The following is a 20,204-nucleotide window of genomic DNA, read 5'->3' as shown; positions in this document are numbered from 1 at the left end:
TATAAAACGCAAGAAAAAAGACCACCCTCAGGCAATCTTTCTTCTATATTAGTAAAGATCTAAATAGTTATCAATTTCCCATTGTGAAACGAAGGTTGCATAGCTTGCCCATTCGATTCGTTTGGCTTCAAGGAAACTAGTATAGATATGTTCTCCAAGAGCTTCTCTGACAACCTCATCTTCTGTCAAAGCTTTCAAAGCGTTGTGAAGAGTTGATGGAAGGTCTGTAATACCAGCTTCCTTACGCTCTTCTGCTGTCATGATGTAGATATTTTCTTCGATAGGAGCTGGTGCTTCGATTTTATTTTCAATACCATGCAAACCAACCTCCAAAAGAACAGCCATAGCGATGTATGGGTTTGCCATCGGATCCACTGAACGTAACTCAAGACGAGTTCCCATACCGCGTGAAGCAGGCACGCGCACAAGTGGCGAACGGTTACGACCAGCCCAAGCAATGTAAACAGGCGCTTCATAACCTGGAACCAAACGTTTGTATGAGTTAACTGTTGGGTTCATGATAGCAGTATAGTTGTAGGCATGCTTGATCAAACCGCCAAGGAAATAGTAGGCAGTTTCTGACAACTGCATTCCTTTTGGATCATTTGGATCAAAGAAGGCATTGTTTCCTTCTGCATCAAACAAGGACATATTACAGTGCATACCTGATCCGGCAATACCAAATTTTGGTTTGGCCATAAAGGTTGCATAAAGCCCATGTTTGCGAGCAATAGTTTTAACAACAAGTTTGAAGATTTGAATCTTATCACAGGCACGGAGAACTTCATCGTACTTAAAGTCAATCTCGTGTTGTCCAACCGCAACCTCGTGGTGACTCGCTTCTACTTCAAATCCCATTTTGGTCAAGACATTGACAATCTCACGACGTGTATTGTCAGCAAGGTCAGTAGGCGCCAAATCAAAGTAGCCCCCCTTGTCATTCACTTCAAGTGTTGNGTCTCCATTTTCATCCAACTTAAATAGGAAGAATTCTGGCTCTGGTCCAAGGTTGAAGGACTTGAATCCTACTTCTTCCATGTGACGAAGAGCACGCTTCAAATTGCCACGAGGATCGCCTGCAAATGGCTCACCTTCTGTTGTATAGACATCACAGATCAAACCTGCAACACTTCCATTTTCATCTCCCCAAGGGAAGACTGTCCATGTATCCAAGTCAGGGTACAAGTACATATCTGACTCATTGATACGTACAAAACCTTCAATAGAAGATCCATCAAACATAGCCTTATTTGACAAGACTTTATCTAACTGTTCATCTGTAGCAGGAATTTCGACGTTTTTCATGGTTCCCAAAATATCTGAGAACATGAGACGAATAAAGGTAACATTTTTTTCCTTGACTTCACGACGAATATCTGCAGCTGTGATTGGCATGAGTTTTCTCCTTAATGTATAACTACTTGCGGTTGCCTAACCGCGACCAAAAGGTGACCGTACTGAAGCAAAGCGACCCTGTTGGAGGAGTTCATTATGAAGTGCACGACGCACCTCAGTCTGACTCACCGCTTTCTTGGATTTCGCTTCACGTTCAGCATATTTTTTCTTAATGGCAGCTATATTATAACCTTCAGAGATATAATCTTTGATTTCAAGCAGACGATCCATGTCATTCAAGGAATACATGCGACGGTTCCCTTCGTTTCGATCAGGCTTAATCAACTCTTGATCTTCATAATAACGAATCTGACGCGCCGATAGATCGGTCAACTTCATAACACTGCCGATAGGAAAAACAGCCATATTTCGGCGAAATTCTTTTTCCTTCATTTACAATTTCCTTCTTTCTGTCTATTATAGTCTAAAAAAAGACAAACGTCAATTAATAATGTTATAAAATGTAACATTATTTTTCTTTTTTTTCTAAAAAGAGACGAATGCGATCAATATCGTAATTTACGAGAATTGCGACAAAAACTCCCATGAAAGTTTCTGATACGCGCGCAAACACGTACAAAATTGTTTCGCCACTCGGAATCGATAGGGTAATGATTAACATAGCTGCTACACCACCAATAACTCCTGCTTTGTTATTCATGGCTACATTTGTCATAATGGTTAACATGGTGCATATTGGAACAACTACTAAGGTTACCCAAAAGGCTTCGTGGAAAAAGGTATTTAATAGGAAGAAGAGGAGGGCATAGAGACCACCGATACTATTTCCTAGAATACGCGAAGTCCCAAAATGGACACTCTTATCAAAACTCTCCCTCAGGCTAAAAACGGCTGTCAAAGCACCAATTTGAAGACCTTTCCAACCAAAAAAGCCAAAAATCAAGAGAACTAGAAAAACAGCAATACCTGTTTTAAAGGTTCGCATACCAAGTTTGAACTGGGATTTATCGAATTTATATTTTTTAAAATAACTCATAATCTCAACTTTCTATTTCCATTTTATCATAAATTGGCTGATTTTATGAGCAATAGTTGAGAGGAAGCGTTTTTATTTTAAGCAAAAGAAAAGAGGAACTTTCATCCCTCTCTTCTTTGATTTAGTTATAAAATCTTATTTTTCTGTCAAGGCTGCAAGTCCTGGAAGAACTTTACCTTCAAGAAGTTCCATTGATGCTCCACCACCGCGTCACAAATACCTACACTAACACAAAAAGGTGGCTATGTCACCTTTTTGTTAACGTTTCAGTTTTGTTCCTTTTTCTACAAAATCAGGATTTTGTAGAGACTAACGGGCTGAAATTATTTTTCTGTAAGTGCAGCCAAACCTGGCAATACTTTACCTTCGAGAAGTTCCATTGAAGCACCTCCGCCCGTACTAATCCATGAGAATTTGTCTGCACGTCCAAGGTTAATCGCTGCGGCAGCTGAGTCACCACCACCAATGATTGATTTAACTCCTGGTTGTTTCACGATAGCGTCCATCACACCAATTGTACCAGCTTGGAAGTCTGGGTTTTCAAATACACCCATAGGTCCGTTCCATACAACTGTTTTCGCACCAGTCAAAGCTTCATCAAATTTAGCGATAGATTTTGGACCGATGTCAAGACCAAGGAAGCCTTCAGAAACTGCTTCACCTTCAGTGTCACGCACTTCTGTGTAACCAGCAAATGCGTTTGCTTCTTTTGAGTCAACTGGCAAGATCAATTTACCATTTGCTTTTTCAAGAAGAGCTTTCGCAACATCCAATTTGTCTTCTTCTACAAGTGAGTTACCGATTTCGATACCTTGTGCTTTGTAGAATGTGTAAGTCATACCACCACCGATAAGGACTTTATCAGCTTTTTCAAGCAAGTTTTCGATAACACCGATCTTGTCTGAAACTTTTGAACCACCAAGGATAGCCACAAATGGACGTTCTGGAGCTTCAACTGCTTCTTGGATGTAGGCAATTTCGTTTTCAAGAAGGAAACCAGCAACTGCTTTTTCAACGTTTGCTGAGATACCAACGTTAGATGCGTGTGCACGGTGAGCTGTACCGAATGCATCGTTTACGAAGATACCATCTCCAAGTGATGCCCAATATTTACCAAGTTCAGGATCGTTTTTAGATTCTTTCTTGCCGTCAACATCTTCGTAACGAGTGTTTTCAACCAAGAGAACTTGTCCATCTTCAAGAGCGTTGATAGCTGCTTCCAATTCAGCACCACGAGTGACACCTGGAAGGAAAGCAACGTCTTGACCCAATTTAGCTGCCAAGTCTGCTGCTACAGGAGCAAGTGATTTACCAGCTTTGTCTGCTTCTTCTTTTACACGGCCAAGGTGAGAGAAGAGGATAGCATGTCCACCTTGTTCAAGGATGTACTTGATAGTTGGAAGAGCTGCAGTGATACGGTTGTCGTTGGTAATCACGCCATCTTTTACAGGTACGTTGAAGTCAACACGAACGAGGACTTTTTTACCTTTCAAGTCAACGTCTTTAACAGTAAGTTTTGCCATGTTACAAAAACCCCTTTATTTATTTTATTCGAAACTATTATATCACACTTTGGAAATATAAGGAAAGATTTCACAAGATTTTTCGATATTTAATCTGATTTCATTAAATTCAAAATTATCTTACAAAACTAGATCCCTTAATTTATACAATAAACAAAAAAACTGACATGGACCCTAAAAATTAGAGACTAAACTCTAACTTTTAAGGACATATCAGTTAACGTCCAGAAGTGGACTACTATCTGGAAAAATCAAGTTTAAAATACAGCTTAATTCTTATCTACGATACTGTTTCAAGAAACGAGTCATCTTTTCTTGGATTTGGGCTAGTTCATCAACACGAGGAAGGTAAACGATACGGAAGTGGTCTGGTTCCTGCCAGTTAAAGCCTCGACCATGAACCAAGAGAACCTTTTCCTGCTTCAAGAAATCAAGGACAAACTGTTCATCATCATCGATACGGTACATATTGCGGTCGATTTTAGGGAAGATATAGAGTCCAGCCTTAGGTTTAACCGCAGACAAACCTGGAATATCTTGAATGGCATTGTAGATGAAATTTCTTTGCTCATAAATTCGTCCACCAGGAAGGAGCAATTCATCAACTGATTGGTGACCACCCAAGGAAGTTTGTACGACTTGTTGGGCCAAAACGTTAGAGCAAAGACGCATATTGGATAGCATATTGAGCCCTTCTATATAGCCTTTAACGTGTGTCTTAGGACCAGACAAGACCATCCAACCCACACGGAAACCAGCGATACGATGGGATTTTGACAGACCATTCATGCTGACACAGAAAACATCTGGTGCCAAGCTCGCCACAGGCGTATGCACATGTCCATCCATTACCATGCGGTCGTAGATTTCATCCGCAAAGATAATCAAATCGTTTTGACGGGCAATCTCAATAATCTCCAACAAGAGTTCCTTAGGATAAAGGGCTCCAGTTGGGTTGTTTGGATTGATAAGGACGATTGCCTTGGTATTGGAAGTGATTTTTGACTTGATATCGTCAATATCTGGGTACCATTCTGCAGTTTCATCACAGATATAGTGAACGGCATTTCCTCCAGCTAGGCTGACAGCCGCTGTCCAGAGAGGATAGTCTGGCATAGGCACCAAGACCTCATCGCCATTATCCAAAAGCCCCTGCATGGACATGACAATCAACTCACTAACACCATTTCCAAGGTAGATATCATCAATATCCACGTTTGGGAATTTCTTCAATTGGCAATACTGCATGATGGCCTTACGGGCTGAGAAAATCCCTTTAGAGTCAGAATAACCTTCACTATCACGCGCATTCATAATCAAGTCATGAATGACCTCGTCTGGCGCTGTAAAGCCAAATTCTGCTGGATTTCCTGTATTCAGACGTAAAATCTTTTCTCCATTTGCTCGCATCCGCATGGCTTCTTCCAAAACAGGACCACGGATATCATAAGCAACATGCTCTAACTTACTAGACTTGTTATATTCTTTCATCTTGTTTCCTCAATTCATCAGGATAGTAACATTATACCACTAGAAAGAAAATGCGACAAGTTTACTGAAATGTGTTACTAAAATTCTACAGAAGAAAAGCCTCGCTAAAAGCGAGGTCAAGACAGGGGAGATAGCAGGTATTTGCGAAAGTCACATCACATACCAAAAGATAAACCTAGAAAAAGCAAGCCTAAAAAGGAGTCATAAAGAAGATTGAACATGAGGAAAAGCCCCCATATCATCAAGTAATCCCTACGCCCACTTCGTTTTGCAACCAGGAATAATAGAAAATGGTAGAGTAGGTGAAAGACTAAAAAGCCAACAAAACCTGGATAGAGAAGCGGAATTAGCTTCTCTAATTGCCAGATCATGATAACTTCTAGCAAGACAGAAACTAGGATGATGCCATAATAAAGGAAATTTGATTTTTTTATTTCTTGAAAAGAGTGCTTCATCATTCTCCCTCCCTTCACTTGTTTCCTGCTATCCTTTCTTTTATTTTATCATATATTTATATAGATTTTAAGCGCTAATATTCTTTTGAAAAATACTTTTTTCGCTTTACTTCTATAGTGAAAAGGTTTACAATTATAGTAAGAAAATTTCAGGAGGTTTCATTATGGCACAACGTTACCAAAATATCATGGTCGCAATCGATGGTTCTAAAGAAGCAGACTTGGCTTTTGTCAAGGGAGTTCATTCTGCTCTACGAAACGACGCTAAACTCACCATCGCCCATGTCATTGACACACGCGCTCTCCAAAGCGTATCCACCTTTGATGCTGAAGTTTACGAAGAACTCCAAGTCGACGCTGAAAGTCTGATGAAAGAGTACGAAAAACGTGCTAAAGATGCTGGGGTGGCAGATGTTCATATCGTCATTGAAATGGGAAATCCAAAGACCCTACTGGCACGTACTATTCCAGATGCAGAAGAAGTTGATCTCATCCTCGTTGGCGCAACAGGTCTCAACGCCTTTGAACGCCTCTTGGTCGGTTCTTCATCTGAATACATCCTCCGCCATGCTAAGGTTGATTTGCTAGTTGTGAGAGAACAAGAAAAAACCTTATAATCACAAAGAAAAGGAGCCCAGAGCTCCTTTTTGTTTACTATTTATACTCTTCGAAAATCAAATTCAAACCACGTCAACGTCGCCTTGCCGTATATATATGTTACTGACTTCATCAGTTCTATCTACAACCTCAAAGCAATGCTTTGAGCAGCCTGCGGCTAGTTTCCTAGTTTGCTCTTTGATTTTCATTGAGTATTATTTCTCTCTTTATGGCGTTCATAAGCCTTGAGCTGACGCTGCAGTTCCTTTTTAATAGCAGGTTCTGGAGCATATTTTTCTTCCCAATCATCTGGTTTTAGGATTTTGTGGGTCACTGGATCAAAATGGGCCTTGCCATCTGGGAAAATTTTCCCCATATTAGCCTGATGGACGATATCAAAAATACGTTCTGGGTCCACCCCCATCAAGACAAAACTACCGTAGGTAAAGTAAAGCGTGTCAATCAGGGCATCTACCTGACCTATCAAATCTTGCTGAGCAGGCGTCTTCTTAGCCACTTTATCGGCCGCCTTATCAAGAGCTTGATGAAGTTGCGATAGAGCTTGACCAAAGTCCTCTTCAGAAGGACTGGCAGCTCGAACAAACTCTACCAATTCTTCTATTTTAAAGCCAGCCCTGTGGGTTGCACCTTCTAAATCCCAAGCTCGAGGTTCTTCTTGGGTCCGTTCATCCATCATGTGGTGGAAGGTCTTGACCTTATTGAAATGATAATCACGGCTGACAAAGACTTTTTCTGAGGCCAGAACACCAAAATGTTCCAGGGCCTTGTGGATTCCATCTTGCTGATTGCTGGTAGTGATGTGCTTGGCAACTTCCTTGACACTGCTACTACCATTTCCCATAGCAACCGACATACCAACACCAGCCAGCATTTCTAGGTCGTTATCTGAGTCACCAAAGGCCATGACTTGGTTGAGATCAAAACCATATTCTTTCCCAACTCGGCGAATACCTTCCAACTTAGAGTTTCCTTGATTGATGACATCCGCAGCAAATGGATTACTACGTGTCAATTTCAAGTCTTCAAAATCAGCTGCCGCCTTCTCAGATTCTTCTGGCGTCATCAGCATCAAAACTTGGTAGATAGGCTGATTCATCAGATTAAGCAGGTCTTCTTCCTTTTGGGGAACAACCTTGCTGACCATACGATTAAAGGAATGACTCACTGTCCGAGTTAAAACTGAGGGAACGAAGCGACTAATTCGTTGAGAAAAAGTTCCCAGACCAAAAGACATGATTTTGGAACCCAACATGGCATCCTTAGTCCCTAGGGCAATCTCCTTGCCCTCTTTTTTAGCATAGCTAATTAGCTGGCGCAAATGTAACTTGGAAATAGGACTCGTGAACAAGACTCTGTCTTTAGTAAAGATATACTGGCCATTGTAGGTTACCGCAAAGTCCAAATCCAAATCGTCCATCAATTCCTTAACAAAAAAAGGTCCTCGACCTGTCGCTACGCCGACAAGTACCCCTTGTTCTTTGACAATCTTAATCGCGTCCTTAGTGGATTTCAAAACACTCTTGCGATCGTTGACCAAGGTTCCATCGATATCAAAAAAAACAGCTTTGACTTCCATCCTATCCCAATCTCCCCTTTTGTGATACAATGATTATACCACATTTCAGAAAGAGTGAGTAAATCATGCCTAAGAAAATCCTTGTTTTACATACAGGTGGGACTATTTCCATGCAGGCCGATGCTTCTGGCGCTGTTGTAACGAGTTCAGATAATCCCATGAACCATGTGTCCAATCCTCTTGAAGGAATCCAAGTCCACGCCTTGGACTTTTTTAACCTGCCAAGTCCCCATATCAAACCCAAGCATATGCTGGCCCTCTACCAGAAAATTAAAGAGGAAGCTGCTAACTACGATGGAGTGGTGATCACACACGGGACCGATACTTTAGAGGAAACAGCCTATTTCCTTGATACCATGGAAGTTCCCCATATTCCTATCGTTCTAACAGGGGCCATGCGCAGCTCCAACGAACTCGGCAGTGATGGTGTTTATAATTATCTGAGTGCTTTACGGGTGGCTAGCGATGACAGGGCTTCTGACAAAGGGGTTTTGGTCGTTATGAACGATGAAATCCACGCTGCCAAGTATGTTACCAAAACACATACGACCAACGTCAGCACCTTCCAGACTCCAACACACGGGCCACTTGGTCTGATTATGAAACAGGAAGTACTCTACTTTAAAACAGCTGAACCTCGTGTTCGCTTTGATCTTGATCACATACAAGGCTTAGTCCCTATCATCTCTGCCTATGCTGGTATGACAGATGAGCTGATTGATATGCTGGATTTAGATCAATTGGACGGTTTGATTATCCAAGCCTTCGGGGCGGGCAATGTTCCCAAAGAAACGGCTCAAAAATTAGAAAGCCTTCTGCAAAAAGGAATCCCAGTCGCCCTGGTTTCCCGATGCTTTAACGGTATCGCAGAACCTGTTTATGCATACCAGGGTGGAGGCGTGCAGTTGCAAAAATCTGGTGTCTTCTTTGTCAAAGAACTCAACGCCCAAAAAGCCCGTTTGAAACTCCTCATTGCCCTCAATGCCGGACTAACAGGGCAAGCTTTGAAAGACTATATGGAAGGGTAAGTCTCTTCTCTAAAAACAAATCAGGAAATCTTCACGATTCCCTGATTTTTTCTATTTCCGTTTTCGTGTCGAACGACGTTCTGTCAAACCATGAGGTAAGAGAACTTCACGTTCTTCCAACTCTTCCTTGTGCATAATCTTAGTCAACATACGCATACTAATAGCACCAAGGTCATAAAGAGGTTGGGCAATAGTGGTCAAGTTTGGACGGGTAAAGCGAGAGACTTGTGAATCATCACTAGTAATGATTTCAAACTCTTCTGGTACTGACACACCCTTATCAGCAAGGCCGTTCAAGACACCTGCTGCCAACTCATCACCTGTTACAACTGCTGCAGTTGCATTTGATGAAATCAAGCGTTCTGCCAAGGCATAGCCATCTTCATAAGTGTATTTAGACTCAAATACCAATCCTTCGCTATAAGAGATGCCTGCTTTTTTCAAGGCTTCCTTGTAGCCAACCAAACGAACCTTACCATTGATATCATCCACTAGTGGACCGCTAACGAAAGCAATGCGCTCATTTTCTTTAGCAAGGTAGGTTACTGCATCAATCGTTGCTTGTTTGTAGTCAATATTGACACTTGGAAGCTGATGTTCTACATCCACAGTTCCTGCAAGAACAACTGGTGTTCGAGAACGAGAAAACTCTGAACGAATTTTTTCAGTCAAGTGGTACCCCATAAAGATGATACCATCCACTTGCTTAGAAAACAGGGTATTGACAACTGAAACTTCCTTGTCATCATCCTCATCACTATTAGCAAGGACAATATTATACTTGTACATTTCAGCGATATCATCAATCCCTTTAGCAAGCGTTGAGAAATAACCATTGGTAATATTTGGAATCACAACTCCGACAGTGGTTGTCTTTTTACTTGCAAGACCACGCGCCACGGCATTTGGACGGTAATCCAAACGGTCAATTACCTCAAGCACTTTTTTACGGGTATTCTCTTTTACATTCTTATTGCCATTGACTACACGGCTAACTGTCGCCATTGAAACTCCTGCTTCACGGGCGACATCATAAATCGTTACTGTATCGTCTGTATTCATTCCATTTCCTTTCTATATCATACCTCACGAGACTCCAAAAAAAGAGACGGTATGAAAATTTCGTTTTCATGCTTCTACTTATTCCATTTTATCACTATTTGTAAACACTTTCAAGCTTTTTTTGAAGATTATTTGAAAAAATTTCATAGAAAGCTATGTTTATGAAGAAAAAATCGCCTTTTCTTGATTTTTAATCCTATTTGCTGTATGATAAGGGAAAGAAAGGGGGTAGAAATATGGCTTTTACCAATACCCACATGCGATCGGCTAGTTTTGGCATTGTTACCAGCTTGCCTGATGACGTTATTGACTCTTTTTGGTATATCATCGACCACTTCTTAAAAAATGTCTTTGAATTGGAAGAAGAACTTGAGTTTCAATTGCTCAATAACCAAGGAAAAATTACCTTCCACTTCTCAAGTCAACACCTCCCTACAGCCATTGATTTTGATTTTAACCATCCCTTTGACCCTCTTTATCCCCCGAGAGTCCTGGTTTTAGATATGGACGGTAGAGAAACTATCCTCCTCCCAGAAGAAAATGACCTATTTTAAAAACTCTAGCCTTCAGTTACAAGCGACTGAAAACTAGAGTTTTTTCTATTGTTTCAAAGCATTATACAAGTTGCGGATCGGTTGCTTTAATGTCGGATGGATAAAATGAGGCGCAATTTCTTGTAGAGACTCAAGAACAAAAAGGCGTTCCGCTATGTAAGGATGGGGCAAAATAAGGTCATCTGTATAAAGGACCTGGTCCTCCACAAAGAGCAAGTCCAAATCAATCAAACGAGGCCCCCAGTGTACTTCTCTCACCCGTCCCATCTCTGACTCAATGGCTAACAAGTTCTCTAATAGAACTGGGGCCGGCAACCAGGTTTCAACCTCAACCACTTGATTAGCAAAGCTATCTTGCTCCACACCACCCCAAGGCTCCGTCGTCAAGACACTGGACTCTTTGAGAATATGGATACCTTGATTTCGCATTTTCTCAATGGCTTGTTTCAAGTTTGCTTGTTTATCTCCCATATTGCTTCCTAGGGCGATAAAGGCTCGTTGCTTGCGGCGATGAATGGTTACCGAGCAAGTATCTAGTGGCAAATGCACTGGTGCCCAAGGCTTTTTCAGTTCCAGCTGAATTTCTTGGACAAGAGGATAAGCCTCAAAAGTACGTTCCACCAGTTTATAAGCTACCGTTTCAATCAAATCTTCACTCGTTTCCTGAAACCAAGTCGTCCACTGCTGACACAGTTCTCCGTAATGGACAGAGGCTGTTAAATCCAAATCTGTAGCCGCCTTAGTCATATCATAGAATAGGATAGCTGAAACGACAAACTTTTGCCCTAATTCTTTCTCACTAGGAAAAAGACCATGATAGGCAAAAATTTCCAAATCCTTAATCTGCAGTTGATCCATAATGATTCCTTTCTAGAAAAATCCGCTTCAAGCGGATTCTTTTTATAGTCCCATTAAACGATAAGCCTGATCTCTTAGGTCCTTATCTGTTTCAAATAGACCACGAGCTACTGTCGTCAAGGTTGCAGTGCCTGGTTTTCTGACACCACGCATACTCATACACATATGTTCCGCCTCAATGACAACAAAGGCTCCTTTAGCACCTAGATAGTCCATCAAGGCATCGGCCACTTCGATATTCAAACGTTCTTGAATTTGTGGTTTTTTCGAATAAACTTCAACCGTACGAGCTAGCTTAGACAAACCTGCCACACGGCCATCTGGAATATAGGCAATATGCGCTCTACCATAAAATGGCAAGAAGTGGTGTTCACACATGGTATGGAAAAAAATATCCTTTTCTACCACCATATTATCGTCAATAATCTCAAAGGATTTTGACAAATGTTCCTCCGCTGTTTGACCAAGCCCTGAAAAAATCTCTTGGTACATACGAGCCACACGAGCAGGTGTTTCCTGCAAGCCCTCACGGTTAGCGTCCTCTCCGACAGCCTCGATAATCATTTTTACAGCTGCTTCAATCTTTTGTTTGTCCATTTTCGTTCTTCCTCTCCATCAGATAGGCTCTCACTTGGCTCAAGAAATACAAGGAACCTGTGACAATCCTAACTATTTTTTTCTCTTCTTTTTTATCTGTCAATTTCTGCTCTAGAAAATCCTGCCAACCTTGGTAGCTGAGATTTCTAGACTTAGCTGCCTCTTTCAGCACGTTTTCATCAGTCGCCCGACTATCGTCAAAATGTGTCAGAGTAAGCTCGGTATCTGGCATGGCCCCCAGCAAGTCCAACATATCCTCCAAGGCCTTGGTTTTGATACAAGTAAAGAGGATTTCCTTACGATAATCTGCAAAACGTTCTTGCAAGGTTGCTAATAAAGCCTTAATAGCATGGGGATTGTGGGCTCCATCCAAAATCATCAAGGGATCTCTTGACACGATTTCCAAACGCCCTGGCCAACTTGTTTCTTCCAAAGCTTGAGCAAGCAAGTGATTGCTTGCTAGCTCTCGACCATCTTCTTGACAAAAAGTATCAAGTAAAGCTATGGCCATCCCAGCATTCTCTATCTGGTGCAAACCAAGCAGGCCAGTCTGGAAGCGACCTTGTCTGACAACACTTGTATAGTCAAAGACTTCACCCGTAACCACACTCTTTTGATGACTAACTTGATAATCTGCCCCATAGGCAATTCTCGGCGCATTTTTTGCTTCTGCAATAGAGTCAATCACAGCTAGCGCTTCTGGAGCAATGCAACCTGTTACCGAAGGAATACCTTGTTTGATAATACCAGCTTTATGCTCTGCTATGACTTCCAAGGTGTCACCAAGTAGGGCTACATGGTCCAATCCAATAGTCGTAATTCCTGTCAAAATGGGCTGACAGACATTGGTACTATCCAAAAGACCACCCATACCCACTTCTATGATAGCCACATCTACTTGCTCTGAGGCAAAGTAATCATAGGCTATAGCTGTAATTATTTCAAACTCAGTTGTCCCCTGCAAATTGGTAGCCGATTCCCCTTCCAACAAAGACTGATAGTCTGCCATGAGGGCTTCTAGTCTAGCTTCTGGGATAGATTCCCCATTGATGCTAATCTGATCTGTGTAATGAATGAGATAGGGCGAGCTGAAAACACCAACTCTCAGCCCTAGCTTTTCTAGCATATTTTTCAAAAAAGCAATGGTCGAACCCTTGCCATTGGTTCCTCCAATATGGATGACCTTGAGTTTGAGATGGGGATTGCCACGCAAAGCTAACAGTTCCACCATTCGTTCCAAGCCAAAATGCGGTTGGTCCGTCCGGTAGTTAGCAATCCAGTGATTGTTTTCAATTTCTTTCATCTTATTTATATTGTTTTAAATCTAGATTTTCCGCTTCATCAGCTAGACGAATGGCGGAGGCAATTTCAACTGCCATCCTGTGACTAGCTACGTCATGCACGCGCACCACTTCTACACCCTGTCTTGCAGCAATACTAGTTACATGAGCCGAAGCCGTATCTCGATTGCGGAAACCAAGTTCTGTCTCAGGATTGACTTCAAAACCATTTTCTTCAAGAATATTGATGACAAACCGCTTGCGCGACACTCCAAGAAAGATTGGATAGCCCTTCTGATGTAGTTTATCCAGATCCCGTAAAAGAAGCAGATTTTCTTTCTTGGTCAGACCAAAGCCAATTCCTGGATCCAACATGATATTTTCTTTTGCGATTCCAGCTGGATTCGCTCTAGCTAAAGCTCTGTCAAAGAAAGCCTCCATCAAGTCTTCGATTGGCAATTTTTCGAAGTCAGCTAACTCTTCCTCTGTAAAAGCTTGATTAAATCCAAAATGAGGAAATATGAGCGAGCTAGGATGCTGAGGTCGCGCCATGACTGGATTAAACATAATGACTACTTTCGCACCAGCCTTAGCAACCACATCCGCCATTTTCTCATCACCCATAAGACCAGTGATATCATTGACTAGATTGGCACCAGCAGCCAAAGCAGCTTCTGCTACCTGACTCTTCCAAGTATCAATAGAGATAAGGACATCACTTTCCTTGCGAATAGCTTTGATCACTGGAACAACACGCTGGATTTCCTCTTCTATCTCAACATAGCTACTTCCCGGCCGAGTTGATTCTCCACCGATATCTAGCATGCTGGCTCCTTCTGCTATCAATTTACGAGCCTGCTGAAGCGCCTGCTCAAGAGCAAAAAATTGACCACCGTCCGAAAAGGAGTCTGGGGTTACATTGATAATTCCGCAAATAGCTGTCTTTGCATGATTGGCTTTAGTTGACATATCGGTCACTCCCTCAAGGCTTTTCACCATATTATTTCTCTATTTTACCATAAAAAGAAAAAGATGGACACGATTGCATTCATCTTTTTCCCAGTAGAAACAGGTAAGCAATTGTCAAAAATCTTAAACAGAAATCCCTAATGTCCGACTCATGATCACCACAAGAGCCAACAAACAGAAAGCAACCCCATTCACAATCATGTGAAGTAAGATAGACATTTCCAAACGTTGGGTCTTGTAAGCCGTCCAAGATAGAACAATCGACATACCTCCATAAATCAATAAAGAAGGTAAATTACTTGGTTGATGCAATAAAGCAAAGACAATCGTACCGACTACAAATCCCAAATTCTCCTTGCCTCGGAAAATCTTTTTAGGAACAATCCCACGGCACAAGATTTCCTCACAAATTGGAGCAAGCAAGGCCAACAAGAAGAAACTGGAAATCAGAGAACTATTCTGAACCATATCGTTAATCTGAGACTGATTCCCTGTTGTCGTCTCATTTGATAGTTGCAATAAAATGGAACCAAGTATATTTGAACAGATAATGACTAAATAACTTAATCCCAAACGTGCCAAATCCTTAGCTCTAAAAAAAGAAAAATTAAAACTTGCTAACTGCGTTTTACGAGCTCCAATAATAAACAGCACCAGAATCACAATCGAAATACCAGCAACTATCAGTCCTGACTGTAACAGTGGTACTGCATTTAAAGTTAAAATAGCAGTAACCCCTATAGGAATCTGATATAAAATTGTCGCCAGAAAAAAGATTAACAGCCAGCCTGCACGATTCAATAATTCTTTCCACATATTTTTCTCTTTCATCACCCATCTCCTTTGTATTAAAAAAGGGGGGAAATCCCCCTGGGTTATCCTATTATAAGGCCATACTGATGTAGTTAAGGATAAACAAAGCATCCAAAATCCAAATCATGACATGAACATCTTTAGCTTGACCTTTAACAAGCTTAGTCAAAGTGTAAGTCAAGAAACCAACTGCAATCCCTTGAGTGATAGAGTAGCTGAATCCCATAAAGATAGATGTGAAGAAAGCAGGAACCGCTTCAGACATATCATCCCAATGGATATTTTTCAAGCTAGCCAACATCATAATCCCAACGATAATCAAGATTGGAGCTGTAGCGGCTGTCGGTACAATCGCTAGAAGTGGGCTAAAGAAGCTTGAGATAGCAAAACAGATAGCTACAACCAAGGCTGTCAAACCAGTACGTCCACCTGCACCGATACCAGCAGCAGACTCAACATAAGTCGTTACGTTCGAAGTACCAGCGATGGCACCAATTGAAGTACCAATCAAGTCAGAGTAAAGAGCCTTATCCAACTTAGCTGATTGGTGATTTTCACCATTTGTCGCTACGATACCAACTTTTTCACCTGTACCGATCAAGGTACCAATTGTATCAAAAATATCTGTCAATGAAAAGGCAAGAATAGCCATCAGAGTTTCAGGCAAGCGAGCTGTATCTGAAATCAAAGCTCCCAAACCTTCTGAACCAAGAGCTGCACCAAAAACTGTCTTCAAGTCTTCAAAGGCTGCACCAACATGATTATTAGCAAAATCGATACTAGACAAATCTACCAAACCAACTGCAATAGCAAGAACAGTTGTTGTCAAAATAGAGAGAATAATTCCCCCTTTAATCCCTTTGATGACAAAGAAGATAGTAATGGCAAGTCCTGCAAGAGCCACCAAAACAGCTGGATTATTAAAACTGACCAATCCTGGAACTGCTGAAGCATTTGCTGCAATCGTGGCTTGAGCCTTGTCAGCACCTTCTCCTACAACAGTATAGTTGCCTGGATCAATCGTAAATTTCAAAAGTCCAGCATTCTTAATTCCCACGTAAGCAAGGAAAACACCGATACCAGCTGAAATAGCTGAGCGAAGAGCATTGGGAATCGATTCAATGATCATTTTACGAACATTTGTCAAGGTAATAATCAATGAGATGACACCACAGATGAAAACCATAGCTAGGGCTTCTTGCCAAGAATAGCCAAGTCCAAATACGACTGTGAAGGTAAAGAAGGCATTAAGACCCATACCTGGCGCTTGGGCATAAGGTAAGTTAGCATAGAAGGCCATCATCAAGGTACCCGCTACTGCACCAATGATCGTCGCTAGGAAGACACCTTGAGCAGGCATTCCTGTTTGCGAAAGAATTTGTGGGTTTACAAAGAGAATATAGCTCATTGCAAAGAAAGTTGTTAAACCAGCGAGAACCTCTGTACGAACGTCTGTACCGTTCTCTTTTAGTTTAAATAATTTGTCCATTATCAATCTCCTTTTAATTTTTACGAACAATAATAGAATTATATCATTTATCATTCACTTTTTCAATATCTTTGTTTGATTTATTTAAGAATTTGATGAAATTTCTTTTTTGTTTCGAATCTGCTTTTCTGCCTGCTTTCTGTTATAATAGTAGACATCTTATCTGAAAAGACACTAGAAAGGTCCCTATGACGAAAAAAATTATTGCAGTTGACCTGGATGGAACCCTGCTCAACTCGGACAGTCAAATTTCTGACTTTACCAAAAAAACCATTAAAAAAGTTGTTGAAAAAGGCCATCAGGTTATTATTACGACAGGTCGCCCTTACCGTATGTCAAAAGATTTTTACCGTGAACTGGGCTTAGACACTCCTATGATTAACTTCAACGGCTCCCTCACTCATTTACCAGACCAAGTTTGGGATTTTGAAAAGTGTTTAACTGTAGACAAAAAATATCTTTTAGATATGGTTCGACGTTCAAAGGACATTCAAGCCGATTTTATAGCTGGAGAATATCGTAAAAAATTCTACATTACAAATCCTAATGAAGAAATTGCCAATCCCAAACTATTTGGTGTGGAAGCTTTCCATCCTGAAGATCAATTTCAGCCTGAATTAGTGACCAAAGATCCTAACTGTATCCTGTTACAGACCAGAGCCATTGACAAATATGCCTTGGCAAAAGAAATGAACGCCTTCTACCAGCATCAACTGTCTATCAATACCTGGGGTGGTCCGCTCAATATTCTCGAGTGTACCCCAAAAGGTGTCAATAAGGCCTTTGCTTTGGACTACTTGCTCAAGGTAATGAACCGCGATAAAAAGGATTTGATTGCATTTGGAGATGAACACAACGATACCGAAATGCTCGCTTTTGCTGGGAAAGGTTATGCAATGAAAAATGCCAATCCAGACCTGCTCCCCTATGCGGATGAGCAAATCGCCCTGACCAATGACCAAGACGGTGTTGCCAAAACCCTGCAAGATTTATTCTTATAGTCCATTCTGACCAGCTTGCGAGCTGGTCTTTGTGCTCTTTTCACAGTCTCATCAACCAGTTAATCGATTGTTCTACTTTTTGCATCCAAAACCTTGGAAAAGGCTTTCTTTTGTGATATACTTCACATATAAATACAAGAGAGCTCGTCATACTCGACTCTGTTGACACAAAATCAATCTAGTCCTGTTTCTCCTGCTCTCAGTTAATATCAAGGAGGATAGCTATGAAAGCTGTTGTTGTAAATCCAGAAAGCACTGGTGTTGCTATTGAGGAAAAAGTACTCCGTCCACTTGAAACTGGGGAAGCACTTGTAGAAATTGAATACTGCGGTGTTTGCCACACTGACCTCCACGTTGCCCATGGTGACTTTGGTCAAGTACCAGGACGTGTCCTAGGTCACGAAGGTGTTGGTATCGTTAAAGAAATTGCCCCAGATGTAAAAAGCCTTAAAGTCGGCGACCGCGTCAGCGTTGCTTGGTTCTTTGAAGGATGTGGCACTTGCGAATACTGTACTACTGGCCGTGAAACTCTTTGCCGTACAGTGAAAAATGCCGGCTACTCAGTAGATGGTGGTATGGCTGAACAATGTATCGTAACTGCAGACTATGCTGTCAAAGTTCCTGACGGACTTGATCCAGCCCAAGCTTCTTCTATCACATGTGCTGGTGTAACAACCTATAAAGCCATTAAAGAAGCCAAAGTTGAACCAGGACAATGGGTTGTTCTTTACGGCGCTGGTGGACTTGGTAACCTAGCTGTTCAATATGCTAAAAAAGTATTCAATGCTCATGTCATCGCAGTTGATATCAATAACGACAAACTTGCCCTTGCAAAAGAAGTTGGCGCTGACATTGTTATTAACGGCCTCGAAGTTGAAGATGTACCTGGACTCATCAAGGAAAAAACTGATGGTGGAGCTCATTCAGCTGTCGTAACTGCTGTATCTAAAGTTGCCTTCAACCAGGCTGTTGACTCAGTTCGTGCTGGTGGTCGCGTAGTCGCTGTTGGTCTTCCTTCTGAAATGATGGAACTCAGCATCGTCAAAACCGTTCTAGATGGAATCCAAGTCATCGGTTCTCTTGTTGGAACTCGTAAAGACTTGGAAGAAGCCTTCCAATTCGGTGCAGAAGGTTTAGTAGTTCCAGTTGTTCAAAAACGTCCAATAGAAGATGCCGTAGCCATTTTCGACGAAATGGAAAAAGGTCAAATCCAAGGACGTATGGTACTCGACTTCACCCACTAATCTATTAGAAACCTATTTTAAAAGTTGGAATACGCTTCCAACTTTTTTTATATTAAATTTTTTAATAAGGATTCAAAAAAACTTCTCTAAAACTCAATATATCAATATTTTCAGATGTAATCTTTTTANTTATTTTATGATAAATAGTTGATTTTTTGATGAAAACGGTTTATACTTAAAAAGTCTTAAAGTTTTCTTAAACGAAAACTAAAACAAAAAAGGAGGAATGACAATAATGAGTATCGGAATCATTATTGCGAGCCACGGCGAATTTGCTGCGGGTATTCATCAGTCAGGATCTATGATCTTTGGTGAACAAGAAAAGGTTCAAGTTGTAACCTTTATGCCAAATGAAGGTCCTGATGATCTATACGCTAAGTTTAATAACGCTGTTGCTGCATTTGACGCAGAAGATGAGGTTCTAGTTTTGGCTGACCTTTGGAGTGGATCTCCATTTAACCAAGCTAGCCGCGTGATGGGAGAAAATCCTGAGCGTAAGTTTGCCATCATCACAGGACTGAACTTACCGATGTTAATTCAAGCCTACACAGAGCGCCTGATGGACGCTGCTGCAGGTGTAGAAAAAGTCGCTGCGAATATCATTAAAGAAGCCAAAGATGGCATCAAAGCTCTTCCAGAAGAGCTAAACCCAGTTGAGGAAGTAGCAAGCGTTGCAGCTGCTCCAGTTGCCCAAGCTGCGATTCCAGAAGGAACTGTTATCGGTGATGGGAAAATCAAGTATGTCCTAGCTCGTGTAGATACTAGACTCCTACATGGACAAGTGGCAACCGGATGGACACGTTCTAGCAACCCTGACAGAATTATTGTTGTTTCTGATACAGTATGTAATGATAAATTACGCACTAACATGATTAAGCAAGCTGCTCCTAGTGGAGTTAAAGCTCATGTAATTCCAATTAAACATATGGTGAAAGCTAATAATGATCCACGTTTTGGAAACACACGTGCAATGTTGTTATTTGAATCTGTAGAAGATGCCTTATCAGCTATTAAAGCTGGAGTTGAAGTAGAAGAAATTAATCTTGGTTCTTCTGCCTATAAAGAGGGTAAAGTTAATGTTACTAAAGCTTTATCATTCGATCAAAAAGACATTGATGCCATTAAAGAGTTGCAGAAGCTAGGTGTCAAATTTGATGTTCGTGGTGTCCCAAGTGATAGTCCATCAAATATTGATACTTTAATTAAATCAGCTGAAAGCAAGTTAGCAGAAAAAAAATAATATAGGAGTATATC

General features: G+C 41.2%; 20 protein-coding genes. 6 read left to right on the top strand and 14 right to left on the bottom strand.

Features of this window, described 5'->3' with window-relative positions; translation table 11 throughout:
- Positions 1 to 48: 48 nt before the first annotated feature.
- The 6 genes from glnA to D8837_RS03295 all read right to left on the bottom strand — a co-directional run bounded on the left by glnA (position 49) and on the right by D8837_RS03295 (position 5,864).
- Entirely contained in the window at positions 49 to 1,395 is a 1,347-nt protein-coding gene (glnA, locus tag D8837_RS03320; protein ID WP_125456192.1) for a type I glutamate--ammonia ligase, read from the bottom strand.
- A 36-nt stretch (positions 1,396 to 1,431) separates the two neighbouring features.
- Complete coding sequence (gene glnR / locus D8837_RS03315) at positions 1,432 to 1,788, bottom strand: transcriptional repressor GlnR (protein WP_000659548.1); 357 nt, start codon at positions 1,786 to 1,788, stop codon at positions 1,432 to 1,434.
- Between the two features lie 76 nt (positions 1,789 to 1,864).
- A complete protein-coding gene (locus tag D8837_RS03310; protein ID WP_084947380.1) occupies positions 1,865 to 2,392 on the bottom strand; it encodes an FUSC family protein in 528 nt (175 codons plus the stop codon).
- Between the two features lie 323 nt (positions 2,393 to 2,715).
- Entirely contained in the window at positions 2,716 to 3,915 is a 1,200-nt protein-coding gene (locus tag D8837_RS03305) for a phosphoglycerate kinase (protein ID WP_125456191.1), read from the bottom strand.
- 276 nt (positions 3,916 to 4,191) lie between these two features.
- Positions 4,192 to 5,406, bottom strand: coding sequence for a pyridoxal phosphate-dependent aminotransferase (locus D8837_RS03300; RefSeq protein WP_125456190.1), 1,215 nt, complete (start codon positions 5,404 to 5,406; stop codon positions 4,192 to 4,194).
- Between the two features lie 155 nt (positions 5,407 to 5,561).
- Entirely contained in the window at positions 5,562 to 5,864 is a 303-nt protein-coding gene (locus tag D8837_RS03295) for a hypothetical protein (RefSeq protein ID WP_185755654.1), read from the bottom strand.
- A 161-nt stretch (positions 5,865 to 6,025) separates the two neighbouring features.
- Between D8837_RS03295 and D8837_RS03290 the strand changes: the two genes are divergently transcribed.
- Positions 6,026 to 6,478, top strand: a complete 453-nt coding sequence (locus D8837_RS03290; protein WP_000079148.1) for a universal stress protein — start codon at positions 6,026 to 6,028, stop codon at positions 6,476 to 6,478.
- 185 nt (positions 6,479 to 6,663) lie between these two features.
- Here D8837_RS03290 and D8837_RS03285 read toward each other — a convergent pair whose 3' ends face one another.
- Positions 6,664 to 8,055, bottom strand: coding sequence for a Cof-type HAD-IIB family hydrolase (locus D8837_RS03285; protein ID WP_125456188.1), 1,392 nt, complete (start codon positions 8,053 to 8,055; stop codon positions 6,664 to 6,666).
- A 65-nt stretch (positions 8,056 to 8,120) separates the two neighbouring features.
- Between D8837_RS03285 and D8837_RS03280 the strand changes: the two genes are divergently transcribed.
- Positions 8,121 to 9,083 carry an asparaginase gene (locus D8837_RS03280; RefSeq protein ID WP_125456187.1) on the top strand — a complete coding sequence of 321 codons (963 nt, stop codon included), beginning with the start codon at positions 8,121 to 8,123 and terminating at the stop codon, positions 9,081 to 9,083.
- Positions 9,084 to 9,134: 51 nt separating this feature from the next.
- Here D8837_RS03280 and ccpA read toward each other — a convergent pair whose 3' ends face one another.
- A complete protein-coding gene (gene ccpA, locus D8837_RS03275; RefSeq protein WP_001090628.1) occupies positions 9,135 to 10,145 on the bottom strand; it encodes a catabolite control protein A in 1,011 nt (336 codons plus the stop codon).
- A gap of 236 nt (positions 10,146 to 10,381) precedes the next feature.
- Here ccpA and D8837_RS03270 point away from each other — a divergent pair, with 236 nt between their 5' ends.
- On the top strand, positions 10,382 to 10,699 hold the full coding sequence (locus tag D8837_RS03270) for a DUF960 domain-containing protein (protein ID WP_000886035.1): 318 nt from the start codon (positions 10,382 to 10,384) through the stop codon (positions 10,697 to 10,699).
- A gap of 45 nt (positions 10,700 to 10,744) precedes the next feature.
- Here the strand turns inward: D8837_RS03270 and folK are convergent, their stop codons facing one another.
- From folK to D8837_RS03240, 6 genes are all read right to left on the bottom strand, one after another.
- The gene (gene folK / locus D8837_RS03265; RefSeq protein WP_125456186.1) at positions 10,745 to 11,557 is read right to left on the bottom strand and encodes a 2-amino-4-hydroxy-6-hydroxymethyldihydropteridine diphosphokinase; all 813 of its coding nucleotides are present in this window, start codon (positions 11,555 to 11,557) and stop codon (positions 10,745 to 10,747) included.
- 42 nt (positions 11,558 to 11,599) lie between these two features.
- Positions 11,600 to 12,154, bottom strand: a complete 555-nt coding sequence (folE, locus tag D8837_RS03260) for a GTP cyclohydrolase I FolE (protein ID WP_078237932.1) — start codon at positions 12,152 to 12,154, stop codon at positions 11,600 to 11,602.
- Positions 12,135 to 13,457 carry a bifunctional folylpolyglutamate synthase/dihydrofolate synthase gene (locus D8837_RS03255; RefSeq protein WP_125456185.1) on the bottom strand — a complete coding sequence of 441 codons (1,323 nt, stop codon included), beginning with the start codon at positions 13,455 to 13,457 and terminating at the stop codon, positions 12,135 to 12,137. The genes folE and D8837_RS03255 overlap by 20 nt, the downstream gene beginning before the upstream one ends.
- A gap of 1 nt (position 13,458) precedes the next feature.
- Positions 13,459 to 14,433: a dihydropteroate synthase gene (folP, locus tag D8837_RS03250; RefSeq protein WP_185755653.1), complete on the bottom strand. Its 975-nt coding sequence runs from the start codon at positions 14,431 to 14,433 to the stop codon at positions 13,459 to 13,461.
- A gap of 93 nt (positions 14,434 to 14,526) precedes the next feature.
- On the bottom strand, positions 14,527 to 15,234 hold the full coding sequence (locus D8837_RS03245; protein WP_185755652.1) for a CPBP family intramembrane glutamic endopeptidase: 708 nt from the start codon (positions 15,232 to 15,234) through the stop codon (positions 14,527 to 14,529).
- A gap of 52 nt (positions 15,235 to 15,286) precedes the next feature.
- Positions 15,287 to 16,705 carry an NCS2 family permease gene (locus D8837_RS03240; protein WP_049487300.1) on the bottom strand — a complete coding sequence of 473 codons (1,419 nt, stop codon included), beginning with the start codon at positions 16,703 to 16,705 and terminating at the stop codon, positions 15,287 to 15,289.
- Between the two features lie 188 nt (positions 16,706 to 16,893).
- On the opposite strand from D8837_RS03240, the gene D8837_RS03235 reads away from it, so the two are divergent.
- From D8837_RS03235 to D8837_RS03225, 3 genes are all read left to right on the top strand, one after another.
- Positions 16,894 to 17,706 (top strand): Cof-type HAD-IIB family hydrolase, encoded by an 813-nt coding sequence (locus tag D8837_RS03235; protein WP_125456183.1) that lies wholly within the window; start codon positions 16,894 to 16,896, stop codon positions 17,704 to 17,706.
- 224 nt (positions 17,707 to 17,930) lie between these two features.
- Positions 17,931 to 18,950 (top strand): alcohol dehydrogenase AdhP, encoded by a 1,020-nt coding sequence (gene adhP, locus D8837_RS03230; protein WP_000649144.1) that lies wholly within the window; start codon positions 17,931 to 17,933, stop codon positions 18,948 to 18,950.
- Between the two features lie 235 nt (positions 18,951 to 19,185).
- Positions 19,186 to 20,190 (top strand): PTS sugar transporter subunit IIB, encoded by a 1,005-nt coding sequence (locus tag D8837_RS03225; protein ID WP_125456182.1) that lies wholly within the window; start codon positions 19,186 to 19,188, stop codon positions 20,188 to 20,190.
- The last annotated feature ends 14 nt before the right edge of the window (positions 20,191 to 20,204 follow it).

Source organism: Streptococcus mitis (assembly GCF_003942965.1).
GTDB classification, from domain to species: Bacteria; Bacillota; Bacilli; order Lactobacillales; family Streptococcaceae; genus Streptococcus; species Streptococcus mitis_BH.
This window is presented reverse-complemented; position numbering and strand designations above follow the sequence as displayed.